Source organism: Aggregatilinea sp. (assembly GCF_036822615.1).
Lineage (GTDB): Bacteria > Chloroflexota > Anaerolineae > Aggregatilineales > Aggregatilineaceae > Aggregatilinea.
Genome location: NZ_DAISHJ010000021.1, coordinates 12,712 through 27,646 on the forward strand (window position 1 = coordinate 12,712; position 14,935 = coordinate 27,646).

Consider the following 14,935-nt stretch of genomic DNA (forward strand, 5'->3'; position numbering starts at 1 on the left):
GCTCCTCCCAAACAGATGTGCGATTGTAACGCACAGGCGGAGCGCATTCAAAAGCGGTTTGTGATGCAGGCGTGGGTTAGATGAGCGGGAATTGGGAGATCGGCTGCATGTTGTCGAGCAGGTAGGGGAGGTGGATGTAGAACGTCGTGCCGACGCCTTCGGTGCTCTCGAAACGGATCGTGCCGTGGTGCAGGTCCACCGACTGTTTGACGATCGCCAGTCCCAGGCCGGTTCCCTTGATCTCGGTGGCGTTCCCGGCCCGGTGGAACGGCTCGAACAGGTGTGTTTGGTCTTCGTCCGGGATGCCGATGCCCTGGTCAGCCACGGTGATGATCGCCTCGCGGCCCATGCAGTTCAGGTCTATTTTTACGGTCGTTTCCGGCGGTGAGTATTTGACCGCGTTGGTCAGCAAATTGAGCAGGATGTGGCGCAGCAGGCGCGGATCGACGGTGGCGATCGGATCGCCGTCCAGCGTCAGCGCGAAGATGTGCTTGGAGCCGACGGAATGTTTCATCTCGTCGATCAGCTCGCGCACGAACCCGTTCAGATCGACCGGCTCGGGCCGGAGCTGCATGCGTTTATCCTCGCCGCGACTGAACACCAGCACGTTATCCAGCAGCGCGACCATGTTGCGGATCGCGGCGCGAATCCGCGTGTGCTCTTTGATTTTTTGCTCGCTGTTGAGGCGGTCCTCGTAACGCACCAGCAGATCGATCGCCGTCTGGATGACCGCCAGCGGCGTGCGGAATTCGTGCGAGACGATCGACACGAAGCGCGACTTCATCTCGTTGAGCTGGTTCGTGCTTTCGATAGTTTCGCGCAGTTGGCGCTCGATTTCCTTGTGCGAGGTGATGTCATGGATGTGGCAGACGATGCCCGTGATCTGCCCGCCGCTCTTTACGATGGGCGTCAGCGTGATTTCCGCCTCAAACGCGCTGCGCTTGCTGTGAATGTCGAGTTCGGTGCGCTGCGACTGGCCCGTCTGGGTCACGGTGTCCAGCATGCCGGAAAGGACGGCCATCTGCGAGGGCACGACGATGCACGTCAGCGGCTTGCCGATGCATTCGTCCTGTTCGATCTCGAACGTATCGCTCAGCATCCGGTTGGCCTGCTCGATGATACCATCTGGCCGCAGCAGCATCATGATTTCGGTGGCGTTGTCGAGAATCGCTTCCAGGCGCTCTTTGGCGTGTTGAAGCTCCTCGGTACGAAGCCGGACGCGTTCTTCCATGTGCCTCGCGTACAGGTTGGCTTCGTCGTACAGGTGCGCGTTGCCCAGCGCGGTCGCCGCCTGATCGGCAAACGCGCGCAGGTGGTCGCCGTCCGCTTCGGAAAAGAACCCGATCTCCGCGCTGAACACGCCCAGGAACCCGACGATCTCCTGGCTGCGCTTCAGGGGCACTCCCACATGCGAATGGGCCCATTCCGTACCGGGCAATATCGTCGTCCAGCGGGGATCGGTTTTGATGTCTTGCGTGATAAAAGGAGGGATGTTTTCAGCCAGCGAAATCTCATTGATCAGTGACGTGAACGTTCTTTCGAGGAGAGGAACTTGATCCCCCACGCCGTGCTCTGCGAAGCCCCAACTGCGCACGATGCGGGCGCGATTGTCATCGATCAGCAGGATGAACGCGGCGTCGTGCGGCACGACGCGGCCCACGCTGGACAGAATCCGGTCCAGCACGTCGTCGAGGTCCAGGCTTTCGTTCAGGGCGGCGGCGCTGTCGCGCAGGGCTTCGGCCAGGGCGCGCTGGGCGTGCTCGGCTTCTTCGGCGCGCTTGCGTTCCGCGATTTCGCGCTGTGCTTTTTCGAACAGCATCGAGTTCTGGAGCGCGATGGCGACCTGCGGGGCGAGCGCGTTCAGGACGTTGAAGTCGGTGTCGGTGTAGCTGTTGAGCTGGTAGCTCATGACCTGAAGCACGCCGATCACACGGCTTTCGTGCTTCAGCGGAATGATCAGGGCCGAGCGCGGGACATTTTCGTCTTCGGCTGGCGTCGTGGTGTCTTCGAGCCCGTCCGTGCTCACGTAGTATTTGACGCTGGCCCGGTTCAGATGCGTCTGGTAATCATTCAGCAGCAGCGATTCCCCCGTGCGGATCGCCATGCTTTGCGTGCCCATGCCCTCCGGCTCCAGCGGGATGGGCGGCAGTTCGGACGCATCGAGTTCCACGCCGTCGTGCTGGAAGTAAACGCAGCGAATCAGATTGTCGCCCACGTCATAGGTGGACAGGATCAGGCTGTCGCAGGCCATAGTTTCGTTGACCACCCGGTAAACCTGGCCGTACAGCTCGCTCAGTTGGACGATCTGGCCGAGCTGCTTGCCCAGTTCGTACAGCCGGGCAATTTCCTCGGTGCGGCGCGCCAGGGCTTGTTCGGCCTCGCGCTGTTCCGTGATGTCTTCCAACATGCTGATGATGAACAACGGCTGGCCGTGCACGTTGCGTACGAGAGAGCGCGTCGCACGGCACCAGATGAGGTATCCATCCTTACGGCGGTAGAGCTTTTCGGTGCGATACTCGTTTTGCTCTCCGGCAGCAAGTGAAAAGAACTGCTGCTGCAACTGGTTGACGTCGCCTTCCGGCAGCAGATCTGCCAGCGGGCGCTGGTGCAGTTCTTCCGCGCTGTACTGGAGCATCGTTTGCAGCGCAGCGTTCGTTTCCAGGATGTTGCCCTTTAAATCGAGGCGCATGATGCCGATCGCCGCGCCGTCAAAGATAGAACGCAGATGCGCCTCGCTTTCGCGCAGCGCTGCCGCGATCTCGCGTTCCGCCGTGATGTCTCGCGCAATGCCCTCGACGGCGATTAGCTCTCCCTCAGCCCCATAGCGCGGGGTATTGCGCAGCTCCACCCACACGACATGTCCGTCCTTGTGTTTCAGGCGCAGCGGCAAAGGTCGCCAGATCGAAGCAGACAGCGGCGCGGAAAGCACCGCGTGATCATCGGGATGGACGATGAAGTGTATGGCCTGATCAATGGCGTAGATTTCATCGGGGGTATAGCCGGTGAAAGCCGTTACCGCCGGGCTGACGTAGTCGAAGCCTTCTTTGGGGTGAAGCTGGTATCGGTAGATCGCATCCTGCGCATTTTCCGCCAGCAGCCGGTAGCGGGCTTCACTTTCGCGCAGGGCATCGGTGACACGGCGCTGTGGGGTGATATCGGTGATGAACCCCTCAAGCATGATGTCACCGTTCAGAGAGACACCCTGCCCCTGTTCCCAGACCCACTTTTCTTCGCCGCTCGCCGTTTTGATGCGGTACGTCAGCTCGTAGGACTGATTCGCTTCGAGCGCACGATCGATCACGCCGTGCATCGTGGCGCGATCGTCGGGGTGGACGAGATCGATGAACGATACCGGCTTACACGCGAGAAGCTGTTCCGGGCGATAGCCGAGCAGTGCCTGGCATCCTTCACTGACGAAGACCATCGTCCAGTCTTCGTCGTTGAGGCAGCGGTAGACCATGCCGGGCAGGTTGCTCATGAGCGTACTGAACGTGCGCTGGCTGTCGTCCAGCGCACGCCGGGTTGTTTCCTGCTGCCGGAGCCAGTGATAGTGGACGAGGACCAGCATCACGCAGGTTATCAGGACCAGCCCGACAATGCTTGCGGCACGTACGACGGTGAGCGGCTGCCGGAGAATCTGCACGATGTAGGCGCATGACGCCAGCCACATCGCCGTGACGAGGAGGTACATGAGGAGTGTATGGAGCGGTTTGATCTTGATATAGTAGATCATCAGAAAAACGGTCCGGTGGATGACCTTCACGCAGGCCGCCACTTTAGTAAAGCTTAGGTTGGACAGGCTAATTGACTCTTGTAATTAAAATACTGTCCAAGAATTAAATTGCGCTAAAAGGAAAATGTGAAAAACAGATCGAATTTTAGATTATTGTACGGGGAAAGCCATTACAAATGCGCTGACGCTTATTTCCTCCTTAGTTTTGCAGCGCACGTGTTACACTGGTGCTGTGCTTTCCCGACTTCAGGAGTCTTCAATGGACGAATCGCCCTGGCATGTGCTCGATAAGCGCCTGACTCTTGATCGCAGCCCCTGGCTGAAGGTCTGGGATGAAGACGTTCAGCTTCCCGATGGCCGCGTCATTCACGACTGGGTGCGGCTCGAAATGCCGCGCTACGTGCTGATCTTCGCCGTGACCGTAGACGGCACGGTCCCGTTTTTCCGCCACTATAAACACGGCATTGGCCGCGTGCTGCTCGATCCGCCCGGCGGCTACGTGAACCCCAGCGAAGATCCACTGGTCGCCGCCCAGCGCGAGCTGCTCGAAGAAACGGGCATGAAGGCCGAGCGGTGGACGCCGCTGGCGGCCTTCGTCGTCGATAGCAACCGCGAGGCGGGCTGGGGCCACCTGTTTCTGGCCCAGGGCGCGCGTAAGGTGGCCGAGCCGGACGCCGACGACCTGGAAGCCTACGAAACGATCCTCTGCCCGCTGGACGAGGTGCGCACGGTATGGCGTTCCGGCCAGGTCCAGCACGCCGCTGCCTCGTCCCTGATCGCGCTGTCTCTCGACGAACTGGGCGCGTGGCAACGGTAGCACTATTTTAATCGATTTCTTGTTTGCGCAGGGCATAGGCGCTGCCACCGACGGCCAGCGCCGTCAGCGCGAGCGTGATGATCAGCGCGCCCCACTGTGCCGGGCCGTTTGCGCCCACCGCCAGGGTATGCCCCCAATCAGTGATCTTGCCCGGTGCGTAACGCGTCAGTGAGGACGCGACCAGCACCACCAGCAGGAAGGCGAACGCCAGCCCGCCCGCGCTGGTCATCGAGCGGCCCAGGGCGCTCGCCAGCAGGCTGAGCGCGATCAGGCACAGCAGCCACAGGTAAATGAAGGCGACCAGCGCCACGAACCCGCCGATGGGCGGAGCCTCGAACAGCAACACCGTATACAGAAAATCGGCCAGCGCGCCGAGTAGCAGCCCCAGGCCGAACAGGATCGCCAGCGCGGCGAACTTCGCCAGCACGAACGTTTCGCGCGGGAGGGGATGCGGGAAGATCAGCGTAGCCTGCCCGCGCTCGCGCTCCCCGACGATCGTGCCGAAGCTCATCAGCACGCCCAACAGCAGTCCGAACTGGGTCGTGTTCTTGACGAACTGGTCGGTGGCGTCCTTCGTCGTTGGCTCGGTAATGATGATCTGGATATTCTGTTGGTCGCCCATCGACTTGAGCAGTTCCGGCGTCAGCTTGGCGAACAGCGGCGACATCAGTCCGAAGGCGACCAACACCACCACGACGATCAGCACTTTGCGCGTGCGCCACAGCTCAAGCAGTTCTTTACGTAATTGAACACGGAAGACGCGCATCAGATGTCCTTTTCCGCCGGATCTTGACCATTGGTCAGGGACAGGAAGATGTCTTCCAGCGTCGCGCCGACCATTTCCACACGCAGCAGCGCCAGCCCCGTCAGTGCCGGGAGCAGCTCGCGCCGCGCCTCGTCCACGTCCCGCACGCGCAGCCGCAGCCGCGCGCCGTCCAGATCCGTGCGGGTGACCCACGGCTGCGCGCCGAGCTGTTCCGCCAGCCCCGCCAACTGGGGGACCGCTTCCGGCAGCACGTCCACCTCGAAGATCGGGCGTGCGTAGCGAGCCAGCAGCGCGTCGCGCGGGGCCTGCATCACCAGATGCCCGTGATCGATGATGCCGATCTCGTCGCAGACACGCTCGGCGTCGCCCAGGATGTGCGTCGAGAAGAACACGGTCAGGCTGTCGCGCAGGTCGTTGAGAATGTCCAGAATCGCCTTGCGCCCCGCCGGGTCCAGCGCGGAGACCGGCTCGTCCAGCAGCAGCACGGACGGCTGCGGCAGCAGCGCCTGGGCCAGCCCAAGCCGCTGCTTCATCCCGCGCGAATAGCCGCCGACGCGCTTTTTGGCCGCGTCCAGCAGCCCGACGCGCTCCAGCGTCGCGTCGATGGGCGGATCGGTCATGCCGTGCAGGTCCGCGATGTAGCGTAAAAACTCGCGGGCGTTCATCCAGCCGTAAAACATGGGCGTGTCGGGCAGATACCCGATCGGTGGCCGCTGGCCGCTGCCCACCTCGATCCCGTCGATCCGCACGGTGCCCGCCGTGGGCCGGGCCAGCCCGGTCATCAGCCGCAGCATCGTGGTTTTGCCCGCGCCGTTCGGCCCCAAAAAGCCGAAGATCGCGCCGCTGGGCACATCCAGGTCGATCCCGTCCAGCGCTTTGACAGGGCCGAAGTGTTTGGTCAGCCCACGGATTTCGATGGCGGTCATTCGATCTCTTCTTTGCGCCCAAACACGAAGTAGAGGATGGGGCCAAGCAGTTGACCCAGGGCGACGATCACCACCCACACGGCGGTGTTGCCCTTCGCGCCTCCGCGCTTGTAGATGTCGTAGAGGGTGTAGATTTGCAGGCCGATCTGGATGATGATCAGGGGAATCAGGGCCGCTATCGTAGAGTTGTCCACTGTCATGCTCACTTTCGCGCCACAGCCTCGTGCCGGGCGTAGGGTGACCTAAAACGATTAACCTCCAATAGCATACCTCAAGGCAGCCTGTTGAATCGCGTGTCAAATAACAGGAAAACGGGCACGCGAGTATCACATGTGGGCAGAAAACTATATCGGTCTCATAAAAAACCGTACAGAACTTGAATCGATGCCGCTGCGGTCACGCCACGGTCACGCCCTTGGGGGATACTCAAATCAAGTTCAGTCACTTGTATGCGGACCGAAAATCAAGTACCGTATTCGCTATACAGCGGACGGATATGCAGGAGGAAAACCATGTCGCGCGAAGCCCTCACCACCATCGTCAGTCGTGCCATTACCGATACGGCCTATCGTGCTAAACTGCTCTCAGATCCCGATGCCGCGCTGAAGGACTACGAACTGTCCGACAAGGAACGCAAGATGCTGCGCAGCCTGAACGCGGATACCTTTGACGAGATGACCATGGACCTCGAAGCCCGCCAGTCCAAGAGCGGCTTCCTGGGCAGCTTCTCGCTCATGGGCGGTAAGGACAGCGTCGATATGGACTCGGTGTTGAACCTGATGATGAACAAGTACGGCGGCGATTCATAACAGCCATCGGATGCTGCGGCTCTACCCACCCAACCCAAAAAGAACGGGGCGTCACGCTCAACTGTGACGGCCCCGTTCTGCTTTTAGGAGGCTGCTGCGGGCAGGGTTACTTGCCGCCGCGCGTCATGCGGCGGCGCATCATCAACACGCTGCCCAGCACGGTCAGGAACGTCACCACGATCTTGGTCGGATCGACCACCGGCTCCACGCGCACGCCTTCCGGCCCCACGCTGATCACGGCCACCGGACGCGCCGCCGAATAACCGCCTCCGCCGCCTCCGCCGCCGAAGCCGTAGCCCTGTGCGGGGGATGCGGACGAGGAAACCGGCTCCGCGTCTTCGGGATAGTCGGCGTCGCTCTCGGACGCGGTATCACCACCCCCGCCGCCGCGCGCAAAACCGAAGCCTAACCCGACCGAGACTTCCGCTGCGGTGATAATCGTGCGCTCGCCCACGGTGATCGGCTCGCCGTACACGGCGCTGGGATGCGCGACCGTGGTCATGCTGTCCAGCAGGTCATAAGCTTGTTTTTCGTCTTCCAGCTTCGAAAAGAAAAATTTGTTCATTTCTTCGCTCATGCGCTTTTGCTCCTGTCTCGACTTTGTTTGGCCCACATGGCGAGTGTGACCGCCGCCCCCACGCCCAGCAGCCCGGCCTGGATGCGGCGTGTCACGTCGGGAATGTCGATCCGCTCGGTTTGCCCATTCTGCTCGACCAGCAGGCCCGCCGGGCGCGCCCACGCGAACGCGGCGGACTGCCAGCCCACGTGAAGCGTGGCGGCCATGGGCGTGATACGAACGGGGCCGTCAATGACCGGTTCGCCGGGCTGGATCTGCCACCGGAACGCCGGAAGTTTAAGATGCATGTCACCTCCGCTGCGATTGAGGGGAAGGACGGGTGCGGCTGCCCGGTGGTGCTGAGCAGCCGCGTTATGGATGTTCAGAGTTTAGCAGAACGTAGCGCGCACCGGATCACTGCGCGGCGGGGATTACCAGTGTTTGACCCACGGTGATGTACGCGACGTTGCCCTGGACGGTCAGGCTGTTGGCCTGGACGATCGCGTCCACGCTGACGCCGTACTGCCGCGCGATGGAAAAGACCGTGTCGCCCGCCTGCACGACGTGCGTGGTGGGGCCGCCCGCCGCCGGTGCGGTCGTCGGGCTGGTGGCGGCTGGCGCGAGCGGCGCTTCGATCTGCGGGGTCGGCACAGCGCCGCAGCCCGGCAGTTGGAGTTCCCAGCCCAACTGGAGGATCGAGTTTTCGCCCGCCGTCAGCAAGGTCGGGTTGGCGGCGACGAGATCGCTCAGCGCGACGTTGTTCTGCTGCGCGATGGAGAACAGCGAATCGCCTGACTGGACCACGTGCACGCAGTCATCGACGGCGGCAGGCGCGGCGTTGCCCGCATCGCCCGCTTGTGGCGTGACGGTCGCCGTCAGGCGCAGGGCGGGATTGATCGTCGGCGCGGGCGTGGCCGAGGGCCGGATGTCGCTCATGCTCGGCGTGGTGATGCCCGGCGCGGCGGTCGTCGGCGTGACCTGATTCAGCACGGTGTCGCTGCTGGTGGTCGGCCCGAACAGGTCGAGCTGGGTCGGGGTGGGGCCGAGGACGCTGCCCGCGTCAGTGGCGTCGGCGGTTACTTCCTGCACGGCTGCCGTGGTGGGCGTGACGCGCGTCGCGGTCACCTGCGGCGTACTGGTGGCGACCACCGTTGGTGTTTCAAGATCGCTCAGATCGACGCGATTCGAAGTTGGCTGCACGTTTTCGCCCGCGTTTTTGTAACAGGCGGATGCGCTGAGCACGAACAGGCCCAAAACGAGCGCCAGCGCCAAACGGGCGGGTAAACGAGAATAGGTCATACGAGTGTCTCCTTCGCCTCGGCAGGGAGAGCCTTACTTCGGCCCTAGTTTACACCGTTTTCAGCCAATCCGCCGAACGGCTGACCGCCGTGCGCGGCCAAAACTTGCGTTGCAAACGGTTCGCACATCTTCTATAGTTAACAAGCGGCACGTTTCATTCCGAAACGTGCACGAGAACCCTTTCGGAAGGCCGTTATGACCCTTATCAATGACGAACAGACGCAGACCGTATCCGGCTCGATTGCCGGCGTGCGTTTTAACGAAGTAGGCAAGCTGTACCACTTTGACTGCACCCATCTGCCCGAGCTGCTGGTGGGCGAGCACGTGATCGTCGAGACGGCGCGCGGCATGCAGATGGGCCAGGTGATGAATATCTTACCCATCGATGGCGAAGAAACGCTGCGCGAGTACAAACCGATCCTGCGCAAGTCCACGCCGATGGACCAGATGAGCGCCCAGTTGTGGAAGTCGCGCGAGGTCGAGGCGCTGATCACCTGCCGCGAAAAAGCAGCGGAGCTGGGCGGCTACGAGATGGCGAAGTTTGTCGCCGCACAGTACAACTTCGACGGGACGCTGCTGGCGCTGCTGTTTAGCGCCGACGACAAGATCAACACCAACCGCCTGCGCTCCGCGCTTCAGCGCAGCTTCAAGGCCAAAGTGGAGATGCGGCAGGTCGGCCCGCGCGACGTGGCGAAGCTGATCGGCGGCATGGGCGCGTGCGGGATTCCGCGCTGCTGCAGCACCTTTTTGACAGACTTCAGCCCGATCTCGATCAAGATGGCGAAGGCGCAGGGCATTTCGCTCAACCCGTCGGAGATCACGGGCATGTGCGGACGCCTGCGCTGCTGCCTGATCTACGAATACGAGCAGTACGTCGAGGCGCGCAAGCAGCTTCCCAAGCGCAACAAGCGCATCGGCACGCCGCACGGCGAAGGCCGCGTGATCGACGTGCACCCGCTCAAGGATGCCGTCACGGTAATGGTCGAAGACACGCGCCACATCGTCACGCGCGAGGAGATCATCCCGCTGGAAGAGTGGGAAGCGCTCAAGGCGAAGGCCGAGCAGCCATGCGCCAAGCACGAGGGCGGCGAATGCGACTGCGGCGCGAGCCGGGGCCGGTCGTCTCTGCCGCCTGCTCCCGCCGAGGAAGAAGTCGCGGAGGAGCCGGAAGAAGAGATCGATATGACCGACGTGATTGATCTCAGCAAGGTCAGCCGCCGCCCGCAGGCCGACGCGAACCAGCAGGAGCACAAAGAGGGCAGCGGACGGCGTCGCAGCCGGGGCCGTCGCGGGCGCGGGCGTCACGGCGGCGGGAAGTCGCACTCCGGCGGCGATTCGTCGAACCAGGGCGAGTCCGGCGGGTAGATCCTGCCGCGTGGCGCGGATCCAAACGCGGCCACACGCTGACCTCCATACAGGCACGATCCCGGGCGCTTACGCACGCGTATGCGCCTGGGTACGATCCTCATGCCGCCGCGCCGCGGATCGGTGTGGCTGCGGGCCGTGGGCGCGTGAGAGACCGGAACGGCGGTTGCGGCACACCTCATTTGTGAATCGGGCATACCACTCAACGAGCAGGTTGGGAACCAATGGCGGAATCAACTGGCGCGCCCCAGATCCAGCGCGTGATGGGCATCTTCGCCCATCCTGACGATCCCGAATTTTTTTGCGGCGGCACGTTTGCGCGGTGGGCCGCCGAAGGCAAACACATCATCTTCGTGATGGCGACCAGCGGCGATAAGGGGTCGGGCGACGTGAACATGCACTCCGACCAGTTGATCGCCCTGCGCGAAGCGGAAGAACGCGCGGCGGCGGCCAGACTGGGCGTGAAGGAAGTCATCTTTTTGCGCTATCTCGACGGCGAGCTTCAGCCCACGCTGGACCTGCGCCGCCAACTGACGCGCCTGATCCGGCTGAAGCGGCCCGATACGGTCGTGGCGAGCGATCCGTCGGGGCGCTGGTATGGCACGGGCTACCTCAATCACCCCGATCATCTTGCCATCGCAGAGGCGGCGCTGGACGCCGTGTTCCCCTCCGCGCGCGATCATCTGACCTTCCCCGAGCTGTACCGCCGGGAAGGGCTTCAGCCGCACAAGGTCAAGCAGGTTTACATGTGCCTGCCGACGCAGCCCACCGTCAAGATCGACGTGACGGACTATCTGGAGACGAAGATCGCCGCGCTGCGCGAGCACGTCAGCCAGATCGGGGATATGGACGAGATGGCACGCCGCCAGCGCGAGGGCGTTGACCGCGAGTGGATAGGCGACGGGCCGCGCTATTCGGAATCATTTCGCGTTTTTCAGCTTGATTGACTCGACTGGCTGCCCGGCCAGTCGGGCGGCCTGAAGCGAGGGGGCCGCTTATGACCGTTATTGACTTTAAACCACAGATCGAAGCGCGACAGGACGCCTGGATCGCGCGCCGCCGTGACCTGCACCAGCACCCGGAACTGGGCTTTGAAGAGGTCCGCACCGCCGGAATCGTGGCCGAGACGCTGGCCCGGCTGGGGCTGGAAGTGCAGACCGGCATCGGCAAGACCGGCGTGATCGGGATTCTGGAAGGCGAAGGCGGCGACGGCCCGACCGTGCTCGTCCGCGCGGATATGGACGCTCTGCCGATCGTGGAGGAGAACGAGGTCGATTACGCCTCGCAGACGCGCGGCACGATGCACGCCTGCGGTCACGACGCGCACACCTCGATCGGGCTGGCCGTGGCGGAGCTGCTCAGCGCGGAACGCTCGAAGCTGAAGGGCCGCATAAAGTTCATCTTCCAGCCCGCCGAAGAACTCGGCACGGGCGCGAGCGCGATGATCGCGGACGGCGCGCTGGAAAATCCGAAGGCGGACGTGGCGCTGGGCCTGCACCTGTGGAACGAGCGCCCGCTGGGCCAGGTTGCGCTGACCGATGGCCCGTTCATGGCGGCGGCGGGCGATTTCACGATCCGCATCAGCGGCAAGGGCGGCCACGGTGCGCTGCCGCATCTTACCAACGATCCCGTGGTGGCGGCCAGCCAGATCGTCGTCGCGCTGCAAAGTATCGTTAGCCGCAACGTCTCGCCCACGGATGTGGCCGTGGTGTCCGCGACGTACTTGCGCGCGGGGGAGACGTTCAACGTGATCCCCCCGACCGCCGAGATTCGCGGCACGGTGCGCGCCTTCACGCGCGACATGGCCGACCTGCTTCAGCAGCGCGTGGAGGAGATCGCCACCGGGATCGCGCAGTCGTTGGGCTGCACGGCGGACGTCGAGGTTGCGTACCTGACGCTGCCGGTGATCAATTCGGCGGACGTGAACGCGCACATCCGGCCCGCGCTCGAACGCGCCGCGCCGGACATCGAGATCGTCACGGGCTACCGCACGATGCTGGCCGAGGACGTGTCGTATTTTCTGGACGCCGTTCCGGGGACGTATTTCTTCGTCGGCTCGGCCAACAGCGAGCGCGGCCTCGATTACCCGCATCACCATCCGCGCTTTGACTTCGACGAGCGCGTGATCCCGCTGGCGGTCGATCTGCTGGCGAGCGCGGTCGCGTCGTACGTGCTCTAGCATAGTTGGAAAAACGTCGCGTAGGGGCGTATAGCTATACGCCCCTACAAACCGGGCGGAGCAAGCCCCGCCCCGACGGATCGCGTAATCGTGCCTGTCTCCCCTCTCCAACTTGATTGGAGAGGGACCGGGGGTGAGGTTACATCGAGAACCGCACCGCATCCGGCCTGGGCTTGTACCGAACATGGACTACTGATCGCTGATCACTTTTTTGGGGGAAGGTAACACGTAACCTATGCCGCAGGTGAACATCTTTCGCTGGCGGAGCGGGGGCGGCTGGCTGGTCGTTTCCGGTGGAGGCGCGGTGCTCTCGGAGGACGTGCAGTCTATCGAGGCGCGCGTGTTGGTGCGGACCCACTCGCAGGGGCCGATTGCTTATATTTGGGCGGCGGGCAGCATCGACGACGCCGACGCGCACATGGACTCGCTGCAAGAGATGGGCGCGCGCACGGGCTATCTGGTCGATATCCTGACCGAAGAAGACGACGTGTTGTTTCGCCAGATCAACGAGGCCGGGGTGATCATCCTCGGCGGCGGTCCCAACGTGGACGTATTGGCCGATGCGCTGTCTGGCGTGGTGCTGAACGCGATGCAAGAAGCGTTCGGGCGCGGCGCGACGATTTACGCCGTGGGCGACAGCGCCGGGGTGCTGGCCTCGTATGACGTGCGCGGCACGATGATCCATCCGGGGATCGGGTGGATCGAGGGTGCGCTGGTCATGCCCGGTTACAGCGCCGATCAGGCGGAGAGCCTGCGCGACATGGTGCACCGCCATCCCGAAGCGTACGGCCTCGGTCTTTCGGCGGGCGCGGCGATGGCCTTCGGGCCGCAGGGCGAGATCGAAGTATGGGGCAACCAGCAGGTTACCGTGTCGCTCGGCCATCCCGGATCGAGCGTGTGACGGCGCGCCCCTGTCCGAACTGACATGGCGGGCTGCCCTCGCATGTGGCAGACTCCGGTTCTGCGCCGCAGGGGTAGTCCGGCGGCGGTGAATGCGGCGACCCGGCTGTAAAGCCCGGTCGCGGATTGTGCAGCGTTTTAGCCAGGGGGAGAAGTAGCATGCCCGTAACGGTATTGATCGGCGCCCAGTGGGGCGATGAAGGCAAGGGGCGCGTCGCGGATTGGCTGGCCGAACAGTCGGACGCGATGGCGCGTTATGCGGGCGGCGACAACGCCGGACATACCGTCCGGGTTGGCGCGCGGCGCTTTGGGCTGCACCTCGTGCCGTCGGGCATCATCCACCCGCACCTGACGTGCATCCTCGGCAGCGCGATGGTGATCAACCCGCTGCGGCTGGTCGAGGAACTGGACATGCTCGTGGGCCAGGGCGTCGACGTTTCCTCGACGCGCATACACATCAGCCCGCGCGCCCACGTGATCACCCCGGCGCACATCGCACTGGACGGCGCGAGCGAGCGCGCGCTGGGATCGGGCTCGATCGGAACCACGCAGCGCGGCATCGGCCCGGCCTACAGCGCCAAGGCGGAGCGCACCGGCATCCTGACCGGCATGATGGCCGATCCCGATGCGTTTGTTGACGCTGTGCGCGCCCAGATCGAACAGGCCAACCGCGTGCTGGTCGATATCTACGGCCTGGAGCCGATCGACGCGGAAGATTCGATGGCGCAGTACTACGAAGCGGCGCAGCGGCTCGCGCCCTATCTGCACAACACGACCGAGGTCGTGCACGCGCTGTTGGACGCGGGCAAGCGTCTGCTGTGCGAAGGCGCGCAGGGCACGCTGCTCGACATCGATCACGGCCATTACCCGTTTGTCACCAGCTCCTCGGCTACCGTGGGCGGCGCGATCACCGGCCTCGGCTTCGGCCCGCAGGAAGTCGATCGCGTGGTGGCGGTGTCGAAAGCCTATTGCACGCGCGTCGGCAACGGGCCGTTCCCGACCGAACTGGACGACGAGGTCGGCCAGCGCCTGCGCGAAGTCGGCAGCGAGTACGGCACGACCACGGGCCGCCCGCGCCGCTGCGGGTGGCTGGACGCGGTCGCGCTGCGCTATGCCGTGCGCGTCAACGGCGTCACGGAACTGGTGCTGACCAAGCTCGACGTGCTCAGCGGGATGGATACGCTGCATATCGCCACCGCCTACGACACGCCGCAGGGCCGCGTCACGACGCTGCCGCTCGACACCGCTGCGACCGATGAAGTTGTCCCGGTATACGAGACGCTGCCCGGCTGGCAAACCGAAATTACCCGCCTGCGCCGCTTCCGCGATCTGCCGACCAACGCGCAGCGCTACGTGGAGCGTGTCGAAGCGCTGGCGGGCGCACCGGTCAGCGTGATCAGCGTTGGCCCGGAGCGCGAGCAGGCGATCGTGCGGTAAAAGGAATAGGCCGGAGCCTGTTCTGCGCTTTTGACGGTTCGCCCCGTGACGTGTTTGCCGGGCGATTCACCTGACTGCCCATTTCTGGCCCTTTTCCACCTCACTGCGGAAAGGGGCCAGGCGGGGCGGTGATGCTGCCCGGTGTGGC

14 protein-coding genes are annotated in these 14,935 nt (G+C 63.5%); 7 read left to right on the plus strand and 7 right to left on the minus strand.

What is annotated here, in order from left to right; all coding sequences use genetic code 11:
• Positions 1-76: 76 nt before the first annotated feature.
• The gene (locus tag V7116_RS08975) at positions 77-3,733 is read right to left on the minus strand and encodes a PAS domain S-box protein (RefSeq protein ID WP_324391570.1); all 3,657 of its coding nucleotides are present in this window, start codon (positions 3,731-3,733) and stop codon (positions 77-79) included.
• A 259-nt stretch (positions 3,734-3,992) separates the two neighbouring features.
• Between V7116_RS08975 and V7116_RS08980 the strand changes: the two genes are divergently transcribed.
• Positions 3,993-4,550 carry an NUDIX hydrolase gene (locus V7116_RS08980; protein ID WP_324391571.1) on the plus strand — a complete coding sequence of 186 codons (558 nt, stop codon included), beginning with the start codon at positions 3,993-3,995 and terminating at the stop codon, positions 4,548-4,550.
• A 7-nt stretch (positions 4,551-4,557) separates the two neighbouring features.
• On the opposite strand, the gene V7116_RS08985 is transcribed toward V7116_RS08980, so the two are convergent.
• Genes V7116_RS08985 through V7116_RS08995 form a run of 3 tightly spaced genes read right to left on the minus strand, consistent with a single transcriptional unit; the run spans position 4,558 to position 6,436 of the window.
• Positions 4,558-5,316, minus strand: a complete 759-nt coding sequence (locus V7116_RS08985) for an ABC transporter permease (protein ID WP_324391572.1) — start codon at positions 5,314-5,316, stop codon at positions 4,558-4,560.
• Positions 5,316-6,242 (minus strand): ABC transporter ATP-binding protein, encoded by a 927-nt coding sequence (locus V7116_RS08990; protein WP_324391573.1) that lies wholly within the window; start codon positions 6,240-6,242, stop codon positions 5,316-5,318. Before V7116_RS08990 ends, V7116_RS08985 begins: the two co-directional genes overlap by 1 nt.
• Positions 6,239-6,436 carry a PLD nuclease N-terminal domain-containing protein gene (locus tag V7116_RS08995; RefSeq protein WP_324391574.1) on the minus strand — a complete coding sequence of 66 codons (198 nt, stop codon included), beginning with the start codon at positions 6,434-6,436 and terminating at the stop codon, positions 6,239-6,241. Before V7116_RS08995 ends, V7116_RS08990 begins: the two co-directional genes overlap by 4 nt.
• 318 nt (positions 6,437-6,754) lie before the next feature.
• On the opposite strand from V7116_RS08995, the gene V7116_RS09000 reads away from it, so the two are divergent.
• Positions 6,755-7,051: an Os1348 family NHLP clan protein gene (locus V7116_RS09000; protein WP_324391575.1), complete on the plus strand. Its 297-nt coding sequence runs from the start codon at positions 6,755-6,757 to the stop codon at positions 7,049-7,051.
• 106 nt (positions 7,052-7,157) lie between these two features.
• On the opposite strand, the gene V7116_RS09005 is transcribed toward V7116_RS09000, so the two are convergent.
• The 3 genes from V7116_RS09005 to V7116_RS09015 all read right to left on the minus strand — a co-directional run bounded on the left by V7116_RS09005 (position 7,158) and on the right by V7116_RS09015 (position 8,906).
• Positions 7,158-7,628 (minus strand): spore germination protein GerW family protein, encoded by a 471-nt coding sequence (locus tag V7116_RS09005; RefSeq protein WP_324391576.1) that lies wholly within the window; start codon positions 7,626-7,628, stop codon positions 7,158-7,160.
• Complete coding sequence (locus V7116_RS09010) at positions 7,625-7,915, minus strand: hypothetical protein (RefSeq protein WP_324391577.1); 291 nt, start codon at positions 7,913-7,915, stop codon at positions 7,625-7,627. Before V7116_RS09010 ends, V7116_RS09005 begins: the two co-directional genes overlap by 4 nt.
• A gap of 106 nt (positions 7,916-8,021) precedes the next feature.
• Positions 8,022-8,906, minus strand: coding sequence for a LysM peptidoglycan-binding domain-containing protein (locus V7116_RS09015; RefSeq protein ID WP_324391578.1), 885 nt, complete (start codon positions 8,904-8,906; stop codon positions 8,022-8,024).
• A gap of 195 nt (positions 8,907-9,101) precedes the next feature.
• Here V7116_RS09015 and V7116_RS09020 point away from each other — a divergent pair, with 195 nt between their 5' ends.
• The 5 genes from V7116_RS09020 to V7116_RS09040 all read left to right on the plus strand — a co-directional run bounded on the left by V7116_RS09020 (position 9,102) and on the right by V7116_RS09040 (position 14,787).
• A complete protein-coding gene (locus V7116_RS09020) occupies positions 9,102-10,271 on the plus strand; it encodes a PSP1 domain-containing protein (RefSeq protein ID WP_324391579.1) in 1,170 nt (389 codons plus the stop codon).
• 224 nt (positions 10,272-10,495) lie between these two features.
• Positions 10,496-11,218, plus strand: coding sequence for a PIG-L deacetylase family protein (locus V7116_RS09025; protein ID WP_324391580.1), 723 nt, complete (start codon positions 10,496-10,498; stop codon positions 11,216-11,218).
• Between the two features lie 50 nt (positions 11,219-11,268).
• A complete protein-coding gene (locus V7116_RS09030; protein WP_324391581.1) occupies positions 11,269-12,450 on the plus strand; it encodes a M20 metallopeptidase family protein in 1,182 nt (393 codons plus the stop codon).
• 235 nt (positions 12,451-12,685) lie between these two features.
• Positions 12,686-13,351, plus strand: a complete 666-nt coding sequence (locus V7116_RS09035; protein WP_324391582.1) for a Type 1 glutamine amidotransferase-like domain-containing protein — start codon at positions 12,686-12,688, stop codon at positions 13,349-13,351.
• 158 nt (positions 13,352-13,509) lie between these two features.
• Positions 13,510-14,787 (plus strand): adenylosuccinate synthase, encoded by a 1,278-nt coding sequence (locus V7116_RS09040; protein ID WP_324391583.1) that lies wholly within the window; start codon positions 13,510-13,512, stop codon positions 14,785-14,787.
• The last annotated feature ends 148 nt before the right edge of the window (positions 14,788-14,935 follow it).

Excerpts from the sequence above, each read along its gene's own strand:
- V7116_RS08975 (WP_324391570.1), bottom strand. The coding sequence starts at position 3,733 with ATGATCTACTATATCAAGATCAAACCGCTCCATACACTCCTCATGTAC.
- V7116_RS08980 (WP_324391571.1), top strand. The coding sequence starts at position 3,993 with ATGGACGAATCGCCCTGGCATGTGCTCGATAAGCGCCTGACTCTTGAT.
- V7116_RS08985 (WP_324391572.1), bottom strand. The coding sequence starts at position 5,316 with ATGCGCGTCTTCCGTGTTCAATTACGTAAAGAACTGCTTGAGCTGTGG.
- V7116_RS08990 (WP_324391573.1), bottom strand. The coding sequence starts at position 6,242 with ATGACCGCCATCGAAATCCGTGGGCTGACCAAACACTTCGGCCCTGTC.
- V7116_RS09000 (WP_324391575.1), top strand. The coding sequence starts at position 6,755 with ATGTCGCGCGAAGCCCTCACCACCATCGTCAGTCGTGCCATTACCGAT.
- V7116_RS09005 (WP_324391576.1), bottom strand. The coding sequence starts at position 7,628 with ATGAGCGAAGAAATGAACAAATTTTTCTTTTCGAAGCTGGAAGACGAA.
- V7116_RS09010 (WP_324391577.1), bottom strand. The coding sequence starts at position 7,915 with ATGCATCTTAAACTTCCGGCGTTCCGGTGGCAGATCCAGCCCGGCGAA.
- V7116_RS09015 (WP_324391578.1), bottom strand. The coding sequence starts at position 8,906 with ATGACCTATTCTCGTTTACCCGCCCGTTTGGCGCTGGCGCTCGTTTTG.
- V7116_RS09020 (WP_324391579.1), top strand. The coding sequence starts at position 9,102 with ATGACCCTTATCAATGACGAACAGACGCAGACCGTATCCGGCTCGATT.
- V7116_RS09025 (WP_324391580.1), top strand. The coding sequence starts at position 10,496 with ATGGCGGAATCAACTGGCGCGCCCCAGATCCAGCGCGTGATGGGCATC.
- V7116_RS09030 (WP_324391581.1), top strand. The coding sequence starts at position 11,269 with ATGACCGTTATTGACTTTAAACCACAGATCGAAGCGCGACAGGACGCC.
- V7116_RS09035 (WP_324391582.1), top strand. The coding sequence starts at position 12,686 with ATGCCGCAGGTGAACATCTTTCGCTGGCGGAGCGGGGGCGGCTGGCTG.
- V7116_RS09040 (WP_324391583.1), top strand. The coding sequence starts at position 13,510 with ATGCCCGTAACGGTATTGATCGGCGCCCAGTGGGGCGATGAAGGCAAG.